Source organism: Kitasatospora sp. NPDC003701 (genome assembly GCF_053587085.1).
Map to the genome: position 1 here is coordinate 205,166 of NZ_JBSFNM010000004.1, position 17,928 is coordinate 223,093.

The following is a 17,928-nucleotide window of genomic DNA, read 5'->3' on the forward strand; positions in this document are numbered from 1 at the left end:
ATGCACACCTCTCCTGCTGTGACCCCGGTGCGCCCGGCGGAGCGCGCCGGGGCCACCCCGAAGCCGCCCCGGCCGGAGGCCGTCACCGTTCGGCGGCGCCGGACCGACGGCCGCCGCTGGGCCCCGCTGGGGTTCCTGCTGCCGTTCGGCACGCTCTTCGCCGTCACCTTCGTCGCGCCGATCTGCTACGCGCTGTACGAGAGCCTGTTCAAGCTGCACCGCTCCGGGCTCGGGCTGGCGCCCCCCGCCGAGGTCTTCACCGGGCTGTCCAACTACACGGACGCGCTGGCCGACGACGCCTTCACCGGCTCGATCGTCCGGGTGGTGCTGATCGGTGTCGTCCAGGTGCCGCTGATGCTGGGCCTGGCCCTGGTGCTGGCGCTCGCGCTCGACGCCCGCCGCACCCCCGCCAAGCGCTTCTTCCGGCTGGCCTTCTTCCTGCCGTACGCCGTCCCCGGCGTGATCGGCGGACTGATGTGGTCGTTCCTCTACCAGCCGGACGTCAGCCCGATCGCCGACGCGCTCGGCCATCTCGGGCTGGACGTCGACTTCACCTCCGACGGCATGCTGCCGTGGTCGGTCGGCAACATGCTGACCTGGGGCTGGACCGGCTACAACATGATCGTCATCCACTCGGCACTGAAGGCCATCCCGGGGGAGTTCACCGAGGCGGCGGAGTTGGACGGCTGCACGGGCTGGCGGCTCGCCTGGCACATCAAGATCCCGATGGTCCGGCCCGCCCTGGTGATGACCACGGTGTTCTCCATCATCGGCATGGCGCAGCTCTACAACGAGCCCGTGATCATGAAGGCCGTCGCGCCCAACCTCGCCGGCGACTGGACGCCGATCATGGCCGCCCAGAACGAGGTCGCCGCGAACAACTACCACGCGGCGGCCACCCGTTCGGTGATCCTGGCCCTGGTGATCTTCGTGCTGTCCTTCGGGTTCATGCGGTTCGTCAACAAGCGGGGAGGCTCTCAGTGAAGGCCACGAATCCGGCCGGCCGCGCCGGGGTGATCGCCGTTCTGGTGGTGGCCGCGCTCTACTCCCTGCTGCCGGTCTGGTGGCTGGTCGTCTCCGCCACCAAGAGCAGCAGCGACCTCTTCTCCAGCAACGGCTTCTGGTTCGCCGGGCGGATCGAGCTGGTGCACAACGTCTCCACCCTGCTCGGCGTCCAGGACGGCATCTTCGGCCGCTGGCTGCTCAACAGCCTGCTCTACGCGGTGGGCGGCGCCGTCGTGGCGACGCTGCTCTCCAGCATGGCCGGGTACGTCCTCGCGAAGTACGCCTTCCGGGGCCGCGAGGCCGTCTTCAACACCGTCCTCGGCGCCATCCTCATCCCGGCCCCGCTGTTCGCGCTCCCGCTCTACCTGATGTTCTCGGCCACCCATGTGGTCAACACCTTCTGGGCGGTGTTCATCCCCAGCATCGTCAGCCCGTTCGGTGTGTACCTGGCGCGCATCTACGCGGCGGCCGCCGTGCCGGACGAACTCCTGGAAGCGGGACGGCTGGACGGGGCGGGCGAGTTCCGGATCTTCCGGTCCGTCGTGCTGCGGGTGCTCCAGCCGTCGCTGGTCACCATCTTCCTGTTCCAGTTCGTGACCATCTGGACGAACTACCTGCTGCCGTCCCTGATGCTCGCCGACGACCGGCTGCAGCCGGTCACCGTCGGACTGGTCGCCTGGAAGGAACAGCGCGGCCAGACCGTCCCCTACAACCTCATCATCACGGGCTCCCTGCTGTCGGTCGTCCCGATCGTCGTGATGTTCCTCCTGCTCCAGCGCTACTGGAAGGCCGGCCTGACCTCCGGCAGCGTCAAGTAGCCCACCCATCGACCCGATAAGAGGCAGACGACAGATGAGTGAGCTCCGGCTGACCGCACTGGCCCTGCCGACCGCCCAGGTCGGCCCCGTCAACCCCCTCCCGCCCCTCTTCGCCGGGGCCGACCTGCACGAGGTCGCCGACGCGAGCCAGGCCGACGACGAGATGCGGTACAACATCGGCTACGGCCGGGTGCCCTCCGTCATGCCGTACCTGCTCCAGGACGGCTACACCCGCGAGCGGGCACCCGCCGAACACCCCGCCGCGGTCCTGGAGAACGCCACCCTCCGGGCGACGTTCCTGCTCGGCGCCGGCGGCAGGCTCTGGTCGCTGATCCACAAGCCCACCGGACGCGAACTCCTCTTCCGCAACCCGGTGTTCCAGCCCGCCAACCTCGCCCTGCGCAACGCCTGGCTGGCCGGCGGCGTGGAGTGGAACATCGGCACCATCGGCCACGCGCCCACCACCTGCGAACCCCTGCACGCCGCACGCGTCGTCCGCCCGGACGGCACACCCGTGCTGCGGATGTGGGAGTACGAGCGGATCCGCGGCACGGTCTTCCAGATCGACGCCTACCTGCCGGACGACTCGCAGGTCCTGCTGGTGCACGTGCGGATCACCAACCCGCGCGACACCGAGGTGCCGATGTACTGGTGGTCGAACATCGCCGTACCGGAGGCGCCCGACGTCCGCGTGCTCGCCCCGGCCGACGCGGCCTGGCAGTTCTCCTACGACCGCCGGGTCCGCCACGTCGACCTTCCCGCCCCGGACGGGCAGGACCTGACCCGCACCACGCGCTCCCAGGACGCGGCCGACTACTTCTTCGACGTGCCCGCGGGGCGCCGGCGCTGGATCGCCGCCCTCGACGCGGGCGGCCGCGGCCTGGTCCAGACGTCGACCGACCGGCAGCGCGGCCGCAAGCTCTTCCTCTGGGGGCAGGGCGAGGGCGGCCGGCACTGGCAGGACTGGCTGTCCGAGCCCGGGAACGCCTACCTGGAGATCCAGGCGGGCGTCGCCAGGACCCAGCTCGAACACGTCCCGATGCCCGCCGGCGCGCGGTGGACCTGGGTGGAGGCGTACGGACTCCTGGAAGCCGACCCCGCTGCCGTCCACGGCGAGGACTGGGCCGCGGCGCGCGAAGCGGCCCGGGACGGCGTCGACGCACTCGTCCCGGCGGGCGTGCTGGACGCCGAACTCGCCGCCGCCGCCGCGTGGCTGGACCAGGAACCCGTCGACATCCTGGCGACCGGCTCCGGCTGGGGCGCCCTGGAGCGCCGCCGCCGGGTCCGGGCCGGCGAGCCGCCCTTCGAGGTGTCCGGCACCCCGTTCCCGGACGGGACGCTCGGCGTCGAACAGGAGGCCTGGCTGGAACTCCTCGACCACGGGCGGCTCAGCCCGGCCGGGCCCGCGCGGGCTCCGCTCTCCTACCAGGTCGACCCCGCCTGGGAGCAGCCGCTCAGGGACGCCGACGGTTGGCTCGCCCTGCTGCACCTCGGCGTCCTGCGCGCCCACGCCGGCGACTTCGAGGGCGCTCGCAAGAGCTGGCTGCACTCGATCGAGCACCGCCCCACCGCCTGGGCCTGGCGCAGCCTCGCGGTCCTGGCCGACCGGGACGGGGAGCTCACCGAGGCGGCCCGCGCCTACCGCGAGGCCCTCCGCCTGGAGCCCGGGCTGCTGCCGCTGGTCCTGGAGGCGGCCGGGGCGCTGCTGCGCGCCGGGGCGCCGCAGGAGGTGTTGTCGCTGCTCGCCGCCCTGCCCGAGGAGCAGCGCGCGCTGGGCCGGGTGCGCTGGGCCGAGGCGCGCGCCGCCCTCGACTCCGGCGACACGGAACGCTGCGGCCGGATCCTGCGGGAGGGGATCGAACTGGCCGACGTCCGCGAGGGCGAAGGCTCCCTGCACGAACTCTGGTTCGCCCACCAGCGCGCCACCGGCAGTGCCGAGCCCGGCCTCCCGCTGCCGCGGGCGTACGACTTCCGGATGCTCGCCGCGAGCTGAGCCGGGAGTGGTCCGGGTTCAGTCGTCGGTGGATTCGGTGGCTCTCCGCCGGCCGGAGCCGCTGTGGACGCCCGCCTTCCCGACCGGTCCGGCCCGCTCGGTCCCCTCGCCTTCCGGCACGGAACCCCTCACGCGCTCGCACCGCCCTGCCCTGAGCGCCCTGCCCTGAGCGCCCGGCCCTGAGCGCCCGGCTCGGCACAGCCGGCTCCGCGCTCTCCGTACTGCCGGCAGGCGGCGCCGTGACTCCGGGCGCGGCCCGGGGAACGGGGTGACCGGTTCGACGCCGGTACGCCCGGAGGGCACCTGGCGGGGAAGCTCCTCCCGCTCGGTCGACCAGTGGCCAGGGGTGTGATCCACACCGCTGGCCGCTCGCCGTGTGGGCCGCCCCCATGGGCCGGGCCCGCCGGCCCCGCCTACCGTGTCGGTGCGGGGCCGCTCGGGCCTGCCGGGCAGAGGAGTTGACGATGGTGCGGAAGTCGGGTGGCTGGATCCTCGCGGTGCTGCTGGCGCTGGTGACCGGGCTCGTCGGAGCGCCGCCCGCCTCGGCCGCGGTGCCGGGCCACCTCACGCTGGAGGCGAGCTACGGCACGGTGGCCAACGGCTGGGACCACGTCGAGCGCTACCTCGACACCACCGCCGGGTTCCATCAGGAGCAGTACCCGCCGGACGGCCGCAGTGACCAGGACGGTCAGCGGCTCACGTTCTTCGGCGGGGTGAAGCAGCCGAACTCCGGGCGCTTCCTGCTCTACTCCGCGCCCGGCTGGAACAGCGGCGCGCACCAGGTGCCGGTGCTGCTGGTGCACGGCGCCAACGACAACCCGGACCGGGCCTGGGCCAACCCGGGCGAGTCGGGCGACTACGGCTGCGGGGCGGCCTCCTGCCCGAACACCGGGCTGATGCAGTACCTCGCCACGCGGGGGTACCGGGTCTTCGCCGTCGGCTTCGCGCACAAGCAGGGTGACAACCTGATGCAGGCGCAGCAGGTGGGCGACGCGGTCGCGTTGATCCGCGCCAAGCTGGGCGTCGCACAGGTGGACCTGGTCAGCTGGAGCAAGGGCGAGATGTCCGCGCGGGCGTACGTCTCCTCGGTCAAGCCCGCCTGGGGGCGGCCCTACGCCGGCGACGTCCGGCGGCTGATCACCCTGGGCGGCCCCAACGGCGGCTACGACTACCCCTTCGCGCACGGCTGGGCGCACGATTTCAGCGTCTGGCCGGAGTGCGGCGGCAAGGTCAACGCGCCCTCCCCGCACCTGCACATGACCTGCTACGGCAGCTACACGGCCCATCCCCAGTTCGCGTTCACCCCGACCGGCGGCTACGACGACTACCCGGGGCAGCGGCAGATGCTGGCCCGCTGGGACGGCACGTACGGGGTCGACCAGAGTCAACAGGACTGGTACACCACCTACTACGGCGGCCAGGGCTTCTACACCGACGGCACCGGCATCCAGGCCGCCGTCGACGCGGGCTCGTTGATCGCCCCGTTGAAGCAGGCCGGCGTCCCCGCCCAGGTCCGCACCTACCTGCTGGCCGGCGGAACGCCGAACGTCCTCGGCATCTTCAACGAGAACCGCGGACCCAGCGACGGGGTGGTCTTCGTCTCCAGCGCCCTGGACACCACCGGGATCGGCACGGTCGGCGGGACCGCGCTGGTCGCCGGCGCCAACCACCTCGAACTCGGCTGGGACGCCGCGGTCGGGGCCCAGATCGCCAGCTGGCTCAACTGAAGGATCAAGCGTGCTGCTGCCCACCGTCGCCGCCGGTCGGATCGCGACCTCCCGGCTCACCGTCAACTACCTGGAGATCGAGGGGCGCTCCGGCGAGCCGGTGGTCTTCGTGCACGGGAACGTGTCGTCCTCGCTCTTCTGGCAGCGGGCGATGCTCGACCTGCCCGCGCAGTACCGGCCGATCGCGGTCGACCTGCGTGGCTTCGGCGACACCGACCCGCTGCCGGTGGACGCCACCCGCGGACTGCGTGACTACAGCGACGACCTGAGCGCGCTGATCGAGGCGCTCGACCTGGGGCGGGTGCACCTGGTCGGCTGGAGCCTGGGCGGTGGCGTGGTCCTGCACCAACTTCGCGACCACGCCGAGCGGTTGCGGTCGGTGACGCTGGTCAACCCGGTCTCGCCGTACGGCTTCGGCGGCACTCACGGGTCGGACGGCCGGCTGAACAGCCCGGACGGCGCGGGCTCCGGCGGAGGCACCGCCAACCCGGAGTTCGTCCGGCTGCTGGCGGCCGGGGAGACCGGCGCGGAGTCACCGCTCTCACCTCGCGCCGTCTTCGCCGCCTGCTACGTCAACGCGCCCGTGGAGCCGGCCGACGGCTACGTCGCGTCGATGCTCTCCACCCGGATCGGCGACGACCACTACCCCGGGGACTCCCGCACCAGCGAGACCTGGCCGGGCGTCGCCCCGGGCGACCGCGGCGTGCTCAACTGCCTGGCGCCGACGCACTTTCGGATCGACGACCTGGAACTCGCCGGGGCCAGGCCCCCGGTGCTCTGGCTGCGGGGCTCGGCCGACGTGATCGTCTCCGACACCTCGCTCTTCGACCTCGCCCACCTGGGCGCACTGGGCGTCGTTCCCGGTTGGCCCGGCGAGGACCGCTGCCCGGCCCAGCCCATGCTCGCCCAGACCCGCGCCGTGCTGGCCCGCTACGCGGCGGCCGGCGGCCAGGTCCGGGAGGCGGTGGTCGAAGGCGCGGGGCACAGCGTGCACATCGAGCGCCCGGAGGAGTTCACGGCGGAACTGCTGGGGGTGCTGCGCGAGGGTGCGCCCGGGGCTCCGGCCGGGGCTCCGGCCGGGTGAGTGACCCCCTCGTGCGGGCCGATGCGGGGGACGTCGGGTTCGGCGGAGCCCTCGTGGACGGGTACGGCGCCGCAGGCGGCCACGGGGCCGGCGGAACGGGCACCCGGGCAGGACCTCCGCGCCGCGACACGTCGCCGGTCCCGCGCCGGGCGCTACCCCGCCGCTAGGCTGGCGCGATGGTACGCCCCGACGAGCGCGCCGAAGGCGCCGGACCGTTCACGACCCGGCTCACCTGGCGGTTGGCCGAGGGTGGCTCGGCCGTTTGGGAGTCGCGCCCGGCCCGCAAGCGCGGGACGCTCAGGGTCCGTGCCGAGGGCGGGGCGGAGGCCCCGCCGCGCAGTGCGGACGAGGCGGTACTGCGGCGCCTGCGCACCCTCAACACCCTCGCCGCCGTCGCGTTCACCCTCGGTGGCGCCCTCTTCGCGCTGGGCGCCGCCGTCGCCCAGGCCGGGGCGGCCTCCGCGACCGTGATCGCCTCGGTCTACTTCGCGGGAGGCCTCTTCTTCAACACCGGCGGCTACACCTCGCTGCTCCAGGCGATCAACGCCCCGCGCCGTTCCGGTGCGACGGACTCGCTGGTGGCGCGCGGCTGGCGGTGGTGGAGCTACGAGCCCGGGCGGATCGACTGGCTGAGCACCTTCGTGCTCTTCCTCGGGACGCTCGTGTTCGGCGTCAACCTGCTGGACTCCTTCCTCCAGGGGCTCTCGGCCCAGCAGGAGAACCGGCTGATCTGGGCGCCCGACCTCGTCGGGTGCGTGCTCTTCCTGGTCTCGGGGCACCTGGCACTGGTCGAGGTCTGCCACGGCCGCCCGTGCCGGCGCTCGCGCAGCCTCGGCTGGTGGATCGTCGCGGTCAACCAGTTCGGGTCCGTGCTCTTCCTGGTGTCGGCGCTGGCCGCCTTCACCCGCCCGGAGACCGGCAGCCTGGTCAACATCGACATCGCCAACTGGGGAACCCTCGCCGGTGCGGTGTGCTTCTCGGTCGGCGGCGTCCTGCAGTTCTTCGAGCGGCCCTAGTCGAACCGCTGCCCCGGACGAGGCCGGTCCCCGTCCGCTCCCGCTCCCGGCGGATTCGGTTCCGGCCGGAACCGCGGCGGCGCGTCGTACGTCGTAATCGGGGGTGATCGGCCGGGGGGACAGGCCGCCCGGCACGTTAGGCTGCCCTTTCGGGGAGCGGCCTGGTGCCGCCATCGATCGACGCCGGGACCACCGGACCGGGCACCGCCCGTCCGCGATCGGGTCCCGTTCTGCCACGGAGGTACGGCCTTGCACATCGACGCCTGGATCGAGAGCGTCCCACCGGGTGCGGTGTACGCCCTGGTCGCGCTGATCATCGGGCTGGAGTCCCTGGGCATCCCGCTGCCCGGCGAGATCGCGCTGGTGTCGGCGGCGCTGCTGTCCGCCCGTGGCGTGGTCAGCCCGGTCTGGGTCGCGGTCTGCGCGATCCTCGGGGCGATCATCGGCGACTCGATCGGCTACTCGATCGGCCGCAAGGGCGGCAAGCCGCTGTTCGAGAAGCTCGGGCGGAAGTTCCCCCGGCACTTCGGGCCGGACCACCTGGCCAGCGCCGAGCGCTCGTTCCAGAAGTGGGGCATGTGGGCGGTCTTCTTCGGCCGCTTCATCGCGCTGCTGCGCATCTTCGCCGGTCCGCTGGCCGGCGCGCTGAAGATGCCGTACTGGAAGTTCCTGATCGCCAACGTGCTCGGCGGCGTGGTCTGGGCCGGCGGCACCACGCTGCTGGTGTACCAGGTGGGCAAGGTCGCCGAGCAGTGGCTGTCGCGCTTCTCCTGGGTGGGCCTGCTGCTGGCCGCGGTCGGCGGCGCCTTCTCGGCCTGGCTGATGAAGCGCCGGGCCGGCAAGGCCGCCAAGGCCCGCGAGGCCGAGGAGGCGGCGGCCGCCGCCACCGAGCCCGCGGTGGGCGCCCCCGCGGTGGACTGACCTCCACCGGAGCGTTCCAGCAGAGCTGTCGTCCCGCCGGGGTAGCATCGGGCTACCCCGGCGGTGGCATGTAAAACGGCAGGTGGAGGGCGTAGTGACACAGCAGACCTGGGACGCGGTGGACGCGTACTTCGCCGAGCGCCTGATCGGGCACGACCCGGTGCTGGAGGCCGCGGTGGCCGCCGCCGAGGCGGCGGGGCTGCCGCCCATCGCGGTCGCGCCCACCCAGGGCAAGCTGCTGCACCTGTTGGCCCTCACCCGGGGCGCGCGGCGGATCCTGGAGGTCGGCACGCTCGGCGGCTACAGCGCGATCTGGCTGGCCCGGGCCCTGCCGGCCGACGGCACCCTGATCACCCTGGAGATCGACCCGGCACACGCCGCGGTCGCCCGGGCGAACCTCGCGCGGGCCGGCCTGGAGAAGGTCGCCGAAGTCCGGCTCGGGCGCGCCGCCGACTCGCTGGCCGCGCTGGTGGCGGAGGGCGCCGAGCCGTTCGACCTGGTCTTCATCGACGCGGACAAGCCGAGCAACCCCGAGTACTTCGCCCGGGCGCTGGAGCTCACCGCGCCGGGCTCGCTGATCGTGGTCGACAACGTGGTGCGCCGCGGCGCCGTCGCCGACGCGGACAGCACCGACCCGGCGGTCGTCGCCACCCGCCGGCTGCACGACCTGATCGCCGCCGAGCCCCGGGTCTCCGCGACCTCCGTGCAGACGGTCGGCAGCAAGGGCTACGACGGGTTCACCCTGGCCCGCGTGCAGCACTGAGCGCAGCGGCACAGCGCCGCGCGGCACCGAGCAATGCGGCACCGAGCAGTGCGGCACGGCGTCGTGCGGCACCGGGCAGTGCGGCACAGCGTCGTGCGGCACCGAGCAGTGCGGCTCAGCACCGGGCGGAGCACGTCGGGCGGGCCGCCACGAGCAAGGAAGAAGAGAGAACATGCGGATCGGACTGCTGGGCACCGGCCCCTGGGCGGAGCGGGTGCACGCGCCCGTACTGGCGGAGCACCCCGACTTCGAGTTCGCGGGCGTCTGGGGCCGCCGGCCCGAGGCGGCCGCCGCACTCGGCGAGGCGCACGGCGTGCCCGGCCACCAGGACCTCGACCGGCTGCTCGCCGAGGTGGACGCCGTCTCCATCGCGCTGCCGCCGACCGTCCAGGCGGACCTCGCGGTGCGCGCCGCCGAGGCCGGCTGCCACCTGCTGCTCGACAAGCCGGTCGCGCTGACCGTCCCCGACGCCCGGCGCGTCCTCCACGCCACCGCGGCCCACGGCGTCGCCTCGGTGGTCTTCTTCACCGTCCGCTTCGGCGGCGACCAGCTGCCGTGGATCGAGAAGCAGGCCGCCACCGGCGGCTGGTTCACCGGCCGCTCCGACTGGCTGGGCTCGGTCTTCGCCGCCGACAGCACCAGCCCGTACGCCGCCTCGCCCTGGCGCCAGGAGAAGGGCGCGCTCTGGGACGTCGGCCCGCACGCGCTCTCGGTGCTGCTCCCGGTGCTGGGCGACGCCGTCCAGGTGACGGCGGTGGCCGGCCCCCGGGACACCGTCCACCTCGTCCTGCGGCACGTCGGCGGCGCGTCCAGCACCCTCGCGCTGAGCCTGACCACCCCGCTCGCGGGCGGCGGCACGGGGATGGAGCTGCGCGGCGAGGCGGGCGTCGTCCACCTCCCCGAGCGCGGCGAGGGCCCGCTCGCCGCGCTGCACCGCGCCCTGGACGCGCTGCGCGACTCCGCCCGCACCGGCGAGCCCCACCCCTGCGGCGCGGCCTTCGGCCTGCGGGTGGTCGAGATCCTCGCCGCCGCCGAGCGCTCCCTGGCGGCGGGCGGCCCGGTCGAGCTCTGACCCACCGCCCACCGGTGTTCGGCCCGGCTACCGGCTCACGCCAAGCACCCGCAGCACCTCGTCCCGAAGGGTAGCCATCCGGGATTCGGTGGGCGCCTCGACGTTCAGTCGCAGCAGGGGTTCGGTGTGGGAGGCGCGCAGGTTGAACCACCGGCCGTCGGCATGGCGGACGGTGAGGCCGTCGGTGCGGTCGATGACCCCACCGACGGCCGACTCCCGCTCCGCGACACGACGCAGGGTCTGTCGATGGTCTCCCGTGATCGGGAGATTGATCTCCCCGGAGGCGGCGTAGCGCCGGTAGTCGGCGACCAGGTGGGAGATCGGCCGATGCGTCGCGGCGAGCTGGGCGAGGACGTGGAGGGCACCGAGCATGCCGGTGTCGAGCCGGTGCTGTTGGCGACGATGCATCCGGCGGTGAGGTCTGCCTGATTCACGTGATGCTCTCCTTCGGGTTTGGAACGTCCGGGCAGGCCGCCTGCGTTGGGCGGCCCGCCCGGGACGGGGGCGCCAGCTGGCCTGACCGCCCGCAGGGATGAAGCCGCCGACCTGGTCGCCCTTCGGGCAGATCCCCGACCCGGGACCCGATCAGCGTGGCGGGCTGGAGAATGCTCCGGCCAGCAGGGCCACGCCGTCACCGACCACGGACCCGAACTTGGTGCACCCGGTACCGATGCGCCGCCCGTCCAGGCGGACGGCGATCTCGCCGGTGGCGGGTTCCGTCACTGGTCCGGCGTCGACGCGCGGGCCGGTGGTGGAGAGAACGCGCCGATGTTGACGTGGCGTCCGATCACGAAGTCGCCGACGAAGCTGGTGCACTTCGTGAAGATGTGCCCGAGCAGCAGGCTGCGGGTGATCTCCGCGCCGAAGCCGATCGCGCGTTGGAGCACCCACAGGGTGGGCTCTGCGGTCGGTGGGACGATCACTGCAACTCCCAAAGGGTGGTCCCCACACCGTTCCTCACCAACCAGCCCCTGTGGTCCTCCGGCACCACCGGCAACCCCGGGGCCTCGGCCACCATGCAGACCGACGGCAACTTCGCCGTCTACGACACCAACCACAAGACCATCTGGGCCAGCAACACCTCGGCCAACCCCGGCGCCTACGCGAGGATCCAGGACGACGGCAACTTCGTCGTATACAGCAGCGCGGCCAAACCCCTCTGGAGCTCCAACACTTCCAAAGCCACCTACGACGTCGGCAACGTCACCTATCCCTATGACGCCGTCGGCCACCTCGCCACCGCCGTCGCCGACAACATCAGTGACGGCGCCGGCCGCCTCACCAGGGCCGCCGTCCAGGACAGCCTCACCTTCACCTACGACGCCGACGGCAACCGCGTCTCGACCAAGGTCAACAACACCCCCACCCGCACCATCGCCTGGGACATCAACAACCCCCTGCCGCAGATCGCCTCCCAAACCGACGGCGCCGGCCAACTGATCGGCGACTACACCTACGACCCCCTCGGCCTGCCCCAGAGCCAGCACACCAACGCTGGGACCTTCTACAACCACCACGACTGGCTCGGCTCCATAACCGACCTCACCAACGCCAACGGCACACCGCAGAGCCGCACCACCTACGACCCCTACGGACGCGCCGCCACCACCACCCTTGCCACCGGCGCACCCACAACCCCGTTCGGCTTCACCGGGCAGTACAACGAACCCGGCCTCCCCGGCAAGCAATACCTCCGCGCCCGCGAATACGACCCCTCCCTCGGACGCTTCACCGCCCGCGACCCCCTCTCCATCCCCGCGTCTTCGCCATACGCCTCGCCCTACACCTACGCCGCCGGCGCACCCACGCTCTACACCGACCCCACCGGCCTGTCTCCCGAGGACGACAACGACGACGTAACCCTCGGAAACTTCGGCAGCTGGCTCGCCCAAGGTGCAAAAGCCCCCTTCGAGTTCGTCGGCGACCTCTTCAATGCCGTCACCGGCCGCAACGGCGGCGCCAGCGCCTTCATCGACAAGTACATCCCCATCCGCCCCGCCTACGCGACGTATGTCGCCGCAGCCAAACTCCGCGAATTCGGCTGCAACAACGTCGCTGACAAGGTCGAGAAGCAAGCCGACGAGTTGGCCAGCCAGGTCGTCGTGGCAGGCCTAGGTGGCGTCCGAAACTGGGGGCGCAAAACATTTGGCGAAAAGGCCGAGATCGCTGGCGGCGGAGCCGCTATCCGTCGATGGTGGGCCGCCGATATCCGAACAACCATGAATGGCGACACCTACCTGATTCCGTCGACGCCAGGCCTTGAGGAACGAATCAACCCGGGCTGCGGTACGCACAACTGTGGGCCAGTCTCGCTAGCCACCGACCAACTGTTGGCAGGGAAGAATCCGCCTCCAGCATCCGCCGCAGACAACACGCTTCTGCCCGATCAATTCCTGGCGCTCGCGGGTTCTAGTCAGCCGTTTGTCCAAAAGGGCGGCCTCTCCGGAATCGTGAGCGACATGCAGAGCTGGGGAAATGGTGCACGTGGGATCGTTATGGGCCAGCCCTCGGCGGCACAAGCCGCGAGGGGCCAGATCGGTCATTTCTTCAACGTGATCAACGACAACGGCGCCGTCGTTTTCCTTGACGCGCAAACCGGCCGTGCGGCCCCTGAGGGTTGGCGCTACTACTACATCTTGCGAACCAACTAGCACCTGTAATGTCTGGTCGGCTGCTCGGCGAGGACCGAGCAGCCGACCAGAAGCCCCCAGCCCTCCCGTGGCTGGGTGAACGATTAATGCCACGGTCGCTGGTGGCGGGGTAGAATGACGCAAGCGAATAAGTTGGACAAGGTAATCACTCGGGGTGATAACTATGTGGAGTCGACGGTGAAGATCTCCAAGGATCGGGCCATTGAATTAGTCGAGGCCCTGTTGGCGAGGCGACAGGAAGAGAACCCTGTGGGTCCAAGGATGGTCATCATCGGCGTCAACGAGACGGCTGTCGGATGGCTGATAGCCAGGCAATCGGACGAGTATAGGCGGAATCCGATCCCCATGAATATGCTCGTCGGCCACGGGCCATATTTGGTTGATGGCGATGATGGGGCCATCTACGAGATTCCTGGTGAAACACTCCGCACCTCGGACTGGCAAACAATCTTCCTTCAGCAGTTTAGGGGAAGTCGGCGCCCGGATCCGATTCTTAGCTCCGTTCGAGCAATCCTCCAGTCGGAAGGGCATGTCCCGGCAATGCGCTACCTGCGAAGGAATGCTCCCTCGCTAGGGATTTCCGAAGCGAAGACCTATATTTCAGCTATCCAGGACGGCGGAGATCCGCCGCATGAGCTGCTGCAGCTGACGCGAGAGGCTGACAGCTGCCCTCCCCTCCCGATTCGGAGGGTTACTGGTCCGGCAATCTGAGCAAGAGAAACGGAGCGGGTGTACCCATCTCTGCGTTCGCTCCACCCTATCTCGCCGAGGAATCACTGGATGTGCGTGCGCCGCTGTTGCACCTGCCGAATTACGCCGTGCCGACGTTCGCCGAGCGCCTGGACCGGCATGGCACGGAGCCGGGGTTCGAGGCCGTCGTCGGGTACGACGGCACTGAGCCGATCGGGTACGCCTATGGCAACACCATTGAGTCCGGCGACCGCTGGTGGGCCCGGACGGCCAACCCGATGCGGCCGGAGCTGACCGCCGAACCAACTTTCGTACTCAAGGAGTTGGGGGTTCGTTCGCCTTGGCGGGGCACCGGTGCTGCGCGCCGGATCCATGAGGAACTCGCCCGGGGTCGTGGTGAGGAGCGCATCACGTTGATGGTCAATCCGGCGGCCGGGGGCGGCAAGGTGCTCGCCGTGTACGAGGCGTGGGGCTACGAGGCCGTCAGCGAAGTCCGGCCGCATCCCGAGGCGCCGCCGCTGGTGGCGATGGTCCGGGCGTGCCGCCCTCCGGCCGGCACGCCCGGGAACTGACGCTCCCGGCCGCGCCCGCGGAGCGCCGCCCTACCCCGCCGCCTCCGGCCTGCGGTCGGCCGGGCGGGCCGGGGGGATGGGCGGGGCGGGGAAGTCGCGCGGGCCGGTCCACAGGGCGGGGACGGCGTCGCTGCGGCGGGCCAGCTCGTAGCCCAGCGACTCGTAGTTGACCCGCCAGCCGTGGAAGTGGGGCCAGGCGTCGGCGGCGGCGCGTTCGCGGGGGAACCCGGCGGCGGTGATCATCGCGACCGCCGCGTCGAACTCCGTGAAGGTGAGGCGGATCGGGCTCTCCGGCGCCGGGTCCGGGTCGAAGTCGACGCGCAGCGAACGGCCGATGTCGCGCAGCGCGGTGAAGCCGGCGCGCAGCACGAGGCGGGCCTCGGGCGGGGCCGAGCGCGGGTTGATCGCCAGGTGGATGGCGGCCGCGTCCATGACGGCGATCAGGCCCACCACCCAGCTGCGGTTGGGCTGCGGGGAGCGGAAGGAGAGCAGCACGGGGTAGTTGGAGTGGCTCTCGCCGATGTCGGCGGCGAGCCGTTCCCAGTCGCGGTAGAGCTCGGGCAGTGCGGTCTCGGTGTCCACCAGGGACTGCCGGGCCAGCAGTTCCGGTCCCCAGGCGGGCTCGCCGGCCCGGGACTTCAGGAGCGTCACCTCCACCTCGCGGCGGTTGTAGGCGCTGTACAGGGTGGGCAGGTAGGCGATCTGCAGGGCGATCACCAGCGGGCCGCTGGCGGCGGCCATGAAGTCGATCACCGACAGGTGCAGCCGGTCCCCGCTGGCGAAGCCGAGGGTGAACAGGCTGGATCCGGCCTCCCGGAAGGAGACCGCCCAGTCCAGTCGCGAGGTGCCGTGCAGCAGCAGGGTGTACGCGAGCAGCATGCTGCCGAGCCACACCCCGAGCATGCCGACCAGGATCAGCGGCGCCAGCCAGGTCTGCGCCCGGTCCTGCGCGCGGTAGGTGTCGAACGGCGCCGCCGACCAGCGCAGCAGCGTCCGCAGGATCCGCCAGAGGCGGTGGACCAGCGACGAGTACAGGCCGCGCGGGACGACCAGCGTGCGCAGGACGCTGGCGACGGTCAGGAGCAGCAGCAGCACACCGGCCAGGGTGTGGATCAACCTCATGGCGACATTGTGGCGGTACGGCGGCATTGACAGCGCGCAGTCCCCGGTTGAATGCTAAGCAAGCGCTTAGTCAGGATCGCCGACCAGGAGAGTGAGCCCATGCCCGACACCCCCGCCGACCCGCCCGGCCCGGACCTCGACCGGCTCCGCGCCCATCTGGACCGCGAGCTGCCCGGTACCGTCCGGGGCGCGCTGCGGGCCGAGCTGATCGAGGGCGGTCGCTCCAACCTCACCTATCTCCTCACCGACGGCACCTGCCGCTGGGTGCTGCGCCGCCCGCCGCTCGGGCACGTCCTGGCCACCGCCCACGACATGGGCCGCGAGCACCGGGTGATGACCGCCCTGCGGGGCACCGGCGTGCCCGTCCCCGCGACCCTGCTGCTCGACACCGGCACCGACGTCCTCGGCGCGCCCTGGTACCTGATGGAGTACGTCCCCGGCACCGCGCACCGCGACGCCGGCCCGCTCGCCGCCCTCGGCGAGCAGCGCGTCCACGCCCTCGGCGAGCGGCTGGTCGACACCCTCGCCGCCCTGCACCGGATCGACCCGGCCGCCGTCGGCCTCGCCGACTTCGGCCGCCCCGAGGGCTACCTGGAACGCCAGCTGCGCCGCTGGTCCACCCAGCTGGCCGCCTCCCGCAGCCGCGACCTGCCCGGCGTCGACCGGCTGCACGAGCTGCTCGCCGCCCGGCTGCCCGTCTCCCCGGCGCCCGCGCTCGTCCACGGCGACTACCGGCTGGACAACGTGCTGGTCGACGAGCACGACGCCGTCACCGCCGTCCTGGACTGGGAGATGTCCACCCTCGGCGACCCGCTGACCGACGTCGGCCTGCTGGTGATGTACACCGAACTCGCCGGCGTCGGCGGCGGCATCATCCCCTCCGCCGCCACCGCCCCCGGCTTCCCCGCCGCCGGCGAGCTCGTCGCCCGGTACGCCGACCTCACCGGGCGCGAGGCCGCCGACCTCGACTGGTACGTGGCCTTCGCCTCGTTCAAGCTCGCCGTCGTCGCCGAGGGCATCCACTTCCGCTTCCGGCAGGGCCGCACCCTCGGCGCCGGTTTCGAGCGGGCCGGCGAGATCGCCCCCGTCCTCGCCGAACACGGCCTGACCACCCTCAAGGACCACTGATGGACTTCGCCTACGACGCCCGGACCGAAGAGCTGCGCGAGCGGCTGCTGGCCTTCATGGACCAGCACGTGTACCCGGCCGAACCCGTTCTGGAGGCCCAGCTGGCCGACCCCGGCCGCCCCGCCTGGGACGTCCCGCCGATCGTCGCCGAGCTCCAGGCCGAGGCCCGCAAGCAGGGCCTGTGGAACCTCTTCCTGCCGGACCACCAGGACCGGCCGGGCGAGGGCGGCGCCGGCCTGGCCAACCTCCAGTACGCGCCGCTCGCCGAGATCACCGGGCGCAGCCCCCAGCTCGCGCCGCCCGCCCTCAACTGCGCCGCCCCGGACACCGGCAACATGGAGCTGCTCGCCCAGTTCGGCTCCGCCGAGCAGCGCGAGCGATGGCTGCGCCCGCTGTTGAACGCCGAGATCCGGTCCGCCTTCGCGATGACCGAGCCCGACGTCGCCTCCTCGGACGCCACCAACATCGCCACCCGGATCGAGCGCGACGGCGACGAGTACGTCGTCACCGGCCGCAAGTGGTACATCACCGGTGCGATGAACCCGCAGTGCCGGATCTTCATCGTGATGGGCAAGACCGACCCGGACGCCGAGCCGCACCGCCGGCAGAGCATGATCCTCGTCCCGCGCGACACCCCCGGGGTCACCGTCAGGCGCGGAATGAAGGTCTTCGGCTACGACGACGCCGACCACGGCGGCCACGCCGACGTCCACTTCGACGGCGTCCGCGTCCCGGCCGGCCACCTGATCGGCACCGAGGGCTCCGGCTTCGCCATCGCCCAGGCCCGGCTCGGGCCCGGCCGGATCCACCACTGCATGCGGGCCATCGGCATCGCCGAGCGCGCCGTCGAGCTGATGTGCCGCCGGACGCTGGAGCGGGTGGCCTTCGGGCGACCGCTCGCCGAGCAGGGCGTGGTGCAGGACTGGATCGCCGAATCCCGCGTCAGGATCGAGCAGTTGAGGCTGCTGGTGCTCAAGACCGCCTGGCTCATGGACACCGTCGGCAACCGCGGCGCGCACACCGAGATCCAGGCCATCAAGATCGCCACCCCGCGCACCGTCGAATGGATCCTGGACAAGGCCGTCCAGGCCCACGGCGCGGCCGGCGTCAGCCAGGACACCCCGCTCGCCCAGCTCTGGGCCGGCAACCGCACGCTGCGCCTGGCCGACGGACCGGACGAGGTGCACAAGCGCTCGCTGGCCCGGCGCGAGCTCCGGCGCCACCGGCCGGGTGAGCGGTAGCCCCCGCCCCCGGCGTGTCATACCGCAGTAGCACGACCGCGGTTGGCTCCGCGGTATGACGTTCGTGCACCGCTCCGGCCCGTACGGTCACGGTACGGGCCGGCCGGTGGACGGCGGCGACGACG

Annotated in this window: 18 protein-coding genes; 14 read left to right on the top strand and 4 right to left on the bottom strand. The window is 71.9% G+C overall.

What is annotated here, in order from left to right; all coding sequences use genetic code 11:
* The 9 genes from ACWDRR_RS06005 (at window position 1) to ACWDRR_RS06045 (ending at window position 10,399) form a co-directional block, all read left to right on the top strand.
* On the top strand, window positions 1-984 hold the full coding sequence (locus ACWDRR_RS06005) for a carbohydrate ABC transporter permease (protein WP_449770963.1): 984 nt from the start codon (window positions 1-3) through the stop codon (window positions 982-984).
* Window positions 981-1,823 (top strand): carbohydrate ABC transporter permease, encoded by an 843-nt coding sequence (locus ACWDRR_RS06010; protein ID WP_449770964.1) that lies wholly within the window; start codon window positions 981-983, stop codon window positions 1,821-1,823. The genes ACWDRR_RS06005 and ACWDRR_RS06010 overlap by 4 nt, the downstream gene beginning before the upstream one ends.
* Before the next feature lie 34 nt (window positions 1,824-1,857).
* On the top strand, window positions 1,858-3,816 hold the full coding sequence (locus ACWDRR_RS06015) for a DUF5107 domain-containing protein (RefSeq protein ID WP_449770965.1): 1,959 nt from the start codon (window positions 1,858-1,860) through the stop codon (window positions 3,814-3,816).
* Between the two features lie 464 nt (window positions 3,817-4,280).
* Window positions 4,281-5,543 carry an esterase/lipase family protein gene (locus ACWDRR_RS06020; protein WP_449770966.1) on the top strand — a complete coding sequence of 421 codons (1,263 nt, stop codon included), beginning with the start codon at window positions 4,281-4,283 and terminating at the stop codon, window positions 5,541-5,543.
* A 10-nt stretch (window positions 5,544-5,553) separates the two neighbouring features.
* Window positions 5,554-6,627 (top strand): alpha/beta fold hydrolase, encoded by a 1,074-nt coding sequence (locus tag ACWDRR_RS06025; protein WP_449770967.1) that lies wholly within the window; start codon window positions 5,554-5,556, stop codon window positions 6,625-6,627.
* Between the two features lie 176 nt (window positions 6,628-6,803).
* A complete protein-coding gene (locus tag ACWDRR_RS06030; protein ID WP_449770968.1) occupies window positions 6,804-7,643 on the top strand; it encodes a hypothetical protein in 840 nt (279 codons plus the stop codon).
* A 249-nt stretch (window positions 7,644-7,892) separates the two neighbouring features.
* Window positions 7,893-8,564, top strand: coding sequence for a DedA family protein (locus ACWDRR_RS06035; protein ID WP_449770969.1), 672 nt, complete (start codon window positions 7,893-7,895; stop codon window positions 8,562-8,564).
* Window positions 8,565-8,658: 94 nt separating this feature from the next.
* Entirely contained in the window at window positions 8,659-9,327 is a 669-nt protein-coding gene (locus ACWDRR_RS06040) for an O-methyltransferase (RefSeq protein WP_449770970.1), read from the top strand.
* 172 nt (window positions 9,328-9,499) lie between these two features.
* Entirely contained in the window at window positions 9,500-10,399 is a 900-nt protein-coding gene (locus ACWDRR_RS06045) for a Gfo/Idh/MocA family protein (RefSeq protein ID WP_449770971.1), read from the top strand.
* Window positions 10,400-10,426: 27 nt separating this feature from the next.
* Here the strand turns inward: ACWDRR_RS06045 and ACWDRR_RS06050 are convergent, their stop codons facing one another.
* From ACWDRR_RS06050 to ACWDRR_RS06060, 3 genes are all read right to left on the bottom strand, one after another.
* Window positions 10,427-10,807 carry a hypothetical protein gene (locus ACWDRR_RS06050; RefSeq protein WP_449770972.1) on the bottom strand — a complete coding sequence of 127 codons (381 nt, stop codon included), beginning with the start codon at window positions 10,805-10,807 and terminating at the stop codon, window positions 10,427-10,429.
* 177 nt (window positions 10,808-10,984) lie between these two features.
* A complete protein-coding gene (locus tag ACWDRR_RS06055) occupies window positions 10,985-11,122 on the bottom strand; it encodes a hypothetical protein (protein ID WP_449770973.1) in 138 nt (45 codons plus the stop codon).
* Window positions 11,119-11,322 carry a hypothetical protein gene (locus ACWDRR_RS06060; RefSeq protein ID WP_449770974.1) on the bottom strand — a complete coding sequence of 68 codons (204 nt, stop codon included), beginning with the start codon at window positions 11,320-11,322 and terminating at the stop codon, window positions 11,119-11,121. The genes ACWDRR_RS06055 and ACWDRR_RS06060 overlap by 4 nt, the downstream gene beginning before the upstream one ends.
* A gap of 15 nt (window positions 11,323-11,337) precedes the next feature.
* Here ACWDRR_RS06060 and ACWDRR_RS06065 point away from each other — a divergent pair, with 15 nt between their 5' ends.
* From ACWDRR_RS06065 to ACWDRR_RS06075, 3 genes are all read left to right on the top strand, one after another.
* Window positions 11,338-13,050 (top strand): RHS repeat-associated core domain-containing protein, encoded by a 1,713-nt coding sequence (locus ACWDRR_RS06065; RefSeq protein ID WP_449770975.1) that lies wholly within the window; start codon window positions 11,338-11,340, stop codon window positions 13,048-13,050.
* Between the two features lie 177 nt (window positions 13,051-13,227).
* Window positions 13,228-13,761, top strand: a complete 534-nt coding sequence (locus ACWDRR_RS06070) for a YrhB domain-containing protein (protein WP_449770976.1) — start codon at window positions 13,228-13,230, stop codon at window positions 13,759-13,761.
* 71 nt (window positions 13,762-13,832) lie between these two features.
* The gene (locus ACWDRR_RS06075; protein WP_449770977.1) at window positions 13,833-14,312 is read left to right on the top strand and encodes a GNAT family N-acetyltransferase; all 480 of its coding nucleotides are present in this window, start codon (window positions 13,833-13,835) and stop codon (window positions 14,310-14,312) included.
* A gap of 30 nt (window positions 14,313-14,342) precedes the next feature.
* Here the strand turns inward: ACWDRR_RS06075 and ACWDRR_RS06080 are convergent, their stop codons facing one another.
* Window positions 14,343-15,434 carry a hypothetical protein gene (locus tag ACWDRR_RS06080; protein WP_449770978.1) on the bottom strand — a complete coding sequence of 364 codons (1,092 nt, stop codon included), beginning with the start codon at window positions 15,432-15,434 and terminating at the stop codon, window positions 14,343-14,345.
* A gap of 99 nt (window positions 15,435-15,533) precedes the next feature.
* On the opposite strand from ACWDRR_RS06080, the gene ACWDRR_RS06085 reads away from it, so the two are divergent.
* Window positions 15,534-16,562: a phosphotransferase family protein gene (locus ACWDRR_RS06085; protein WP_449770979.1), complete on the top strand. Its 1,029-nt coding sequence runs from the start codon at window positions 15,534-15,536 to the stop codon at window positions 16,560-16,562.
* Entirely contained in the window at window positions 16,562-17,803 is a 1,242-nt protein-coding gene (locus tag ACWDRR_RS06090; protein WP_449770980.1) for an acyl-CoA dehydrogenase family protein, read from the top strand. The genes ACWDRR_RS06085 and ACWDRR_RS06090 overlap by 1 nt, the downstream gene beginning before the upstream one ends.
* Window positions 17,804-17,928 lie beyond the last annotated feature (125 nt).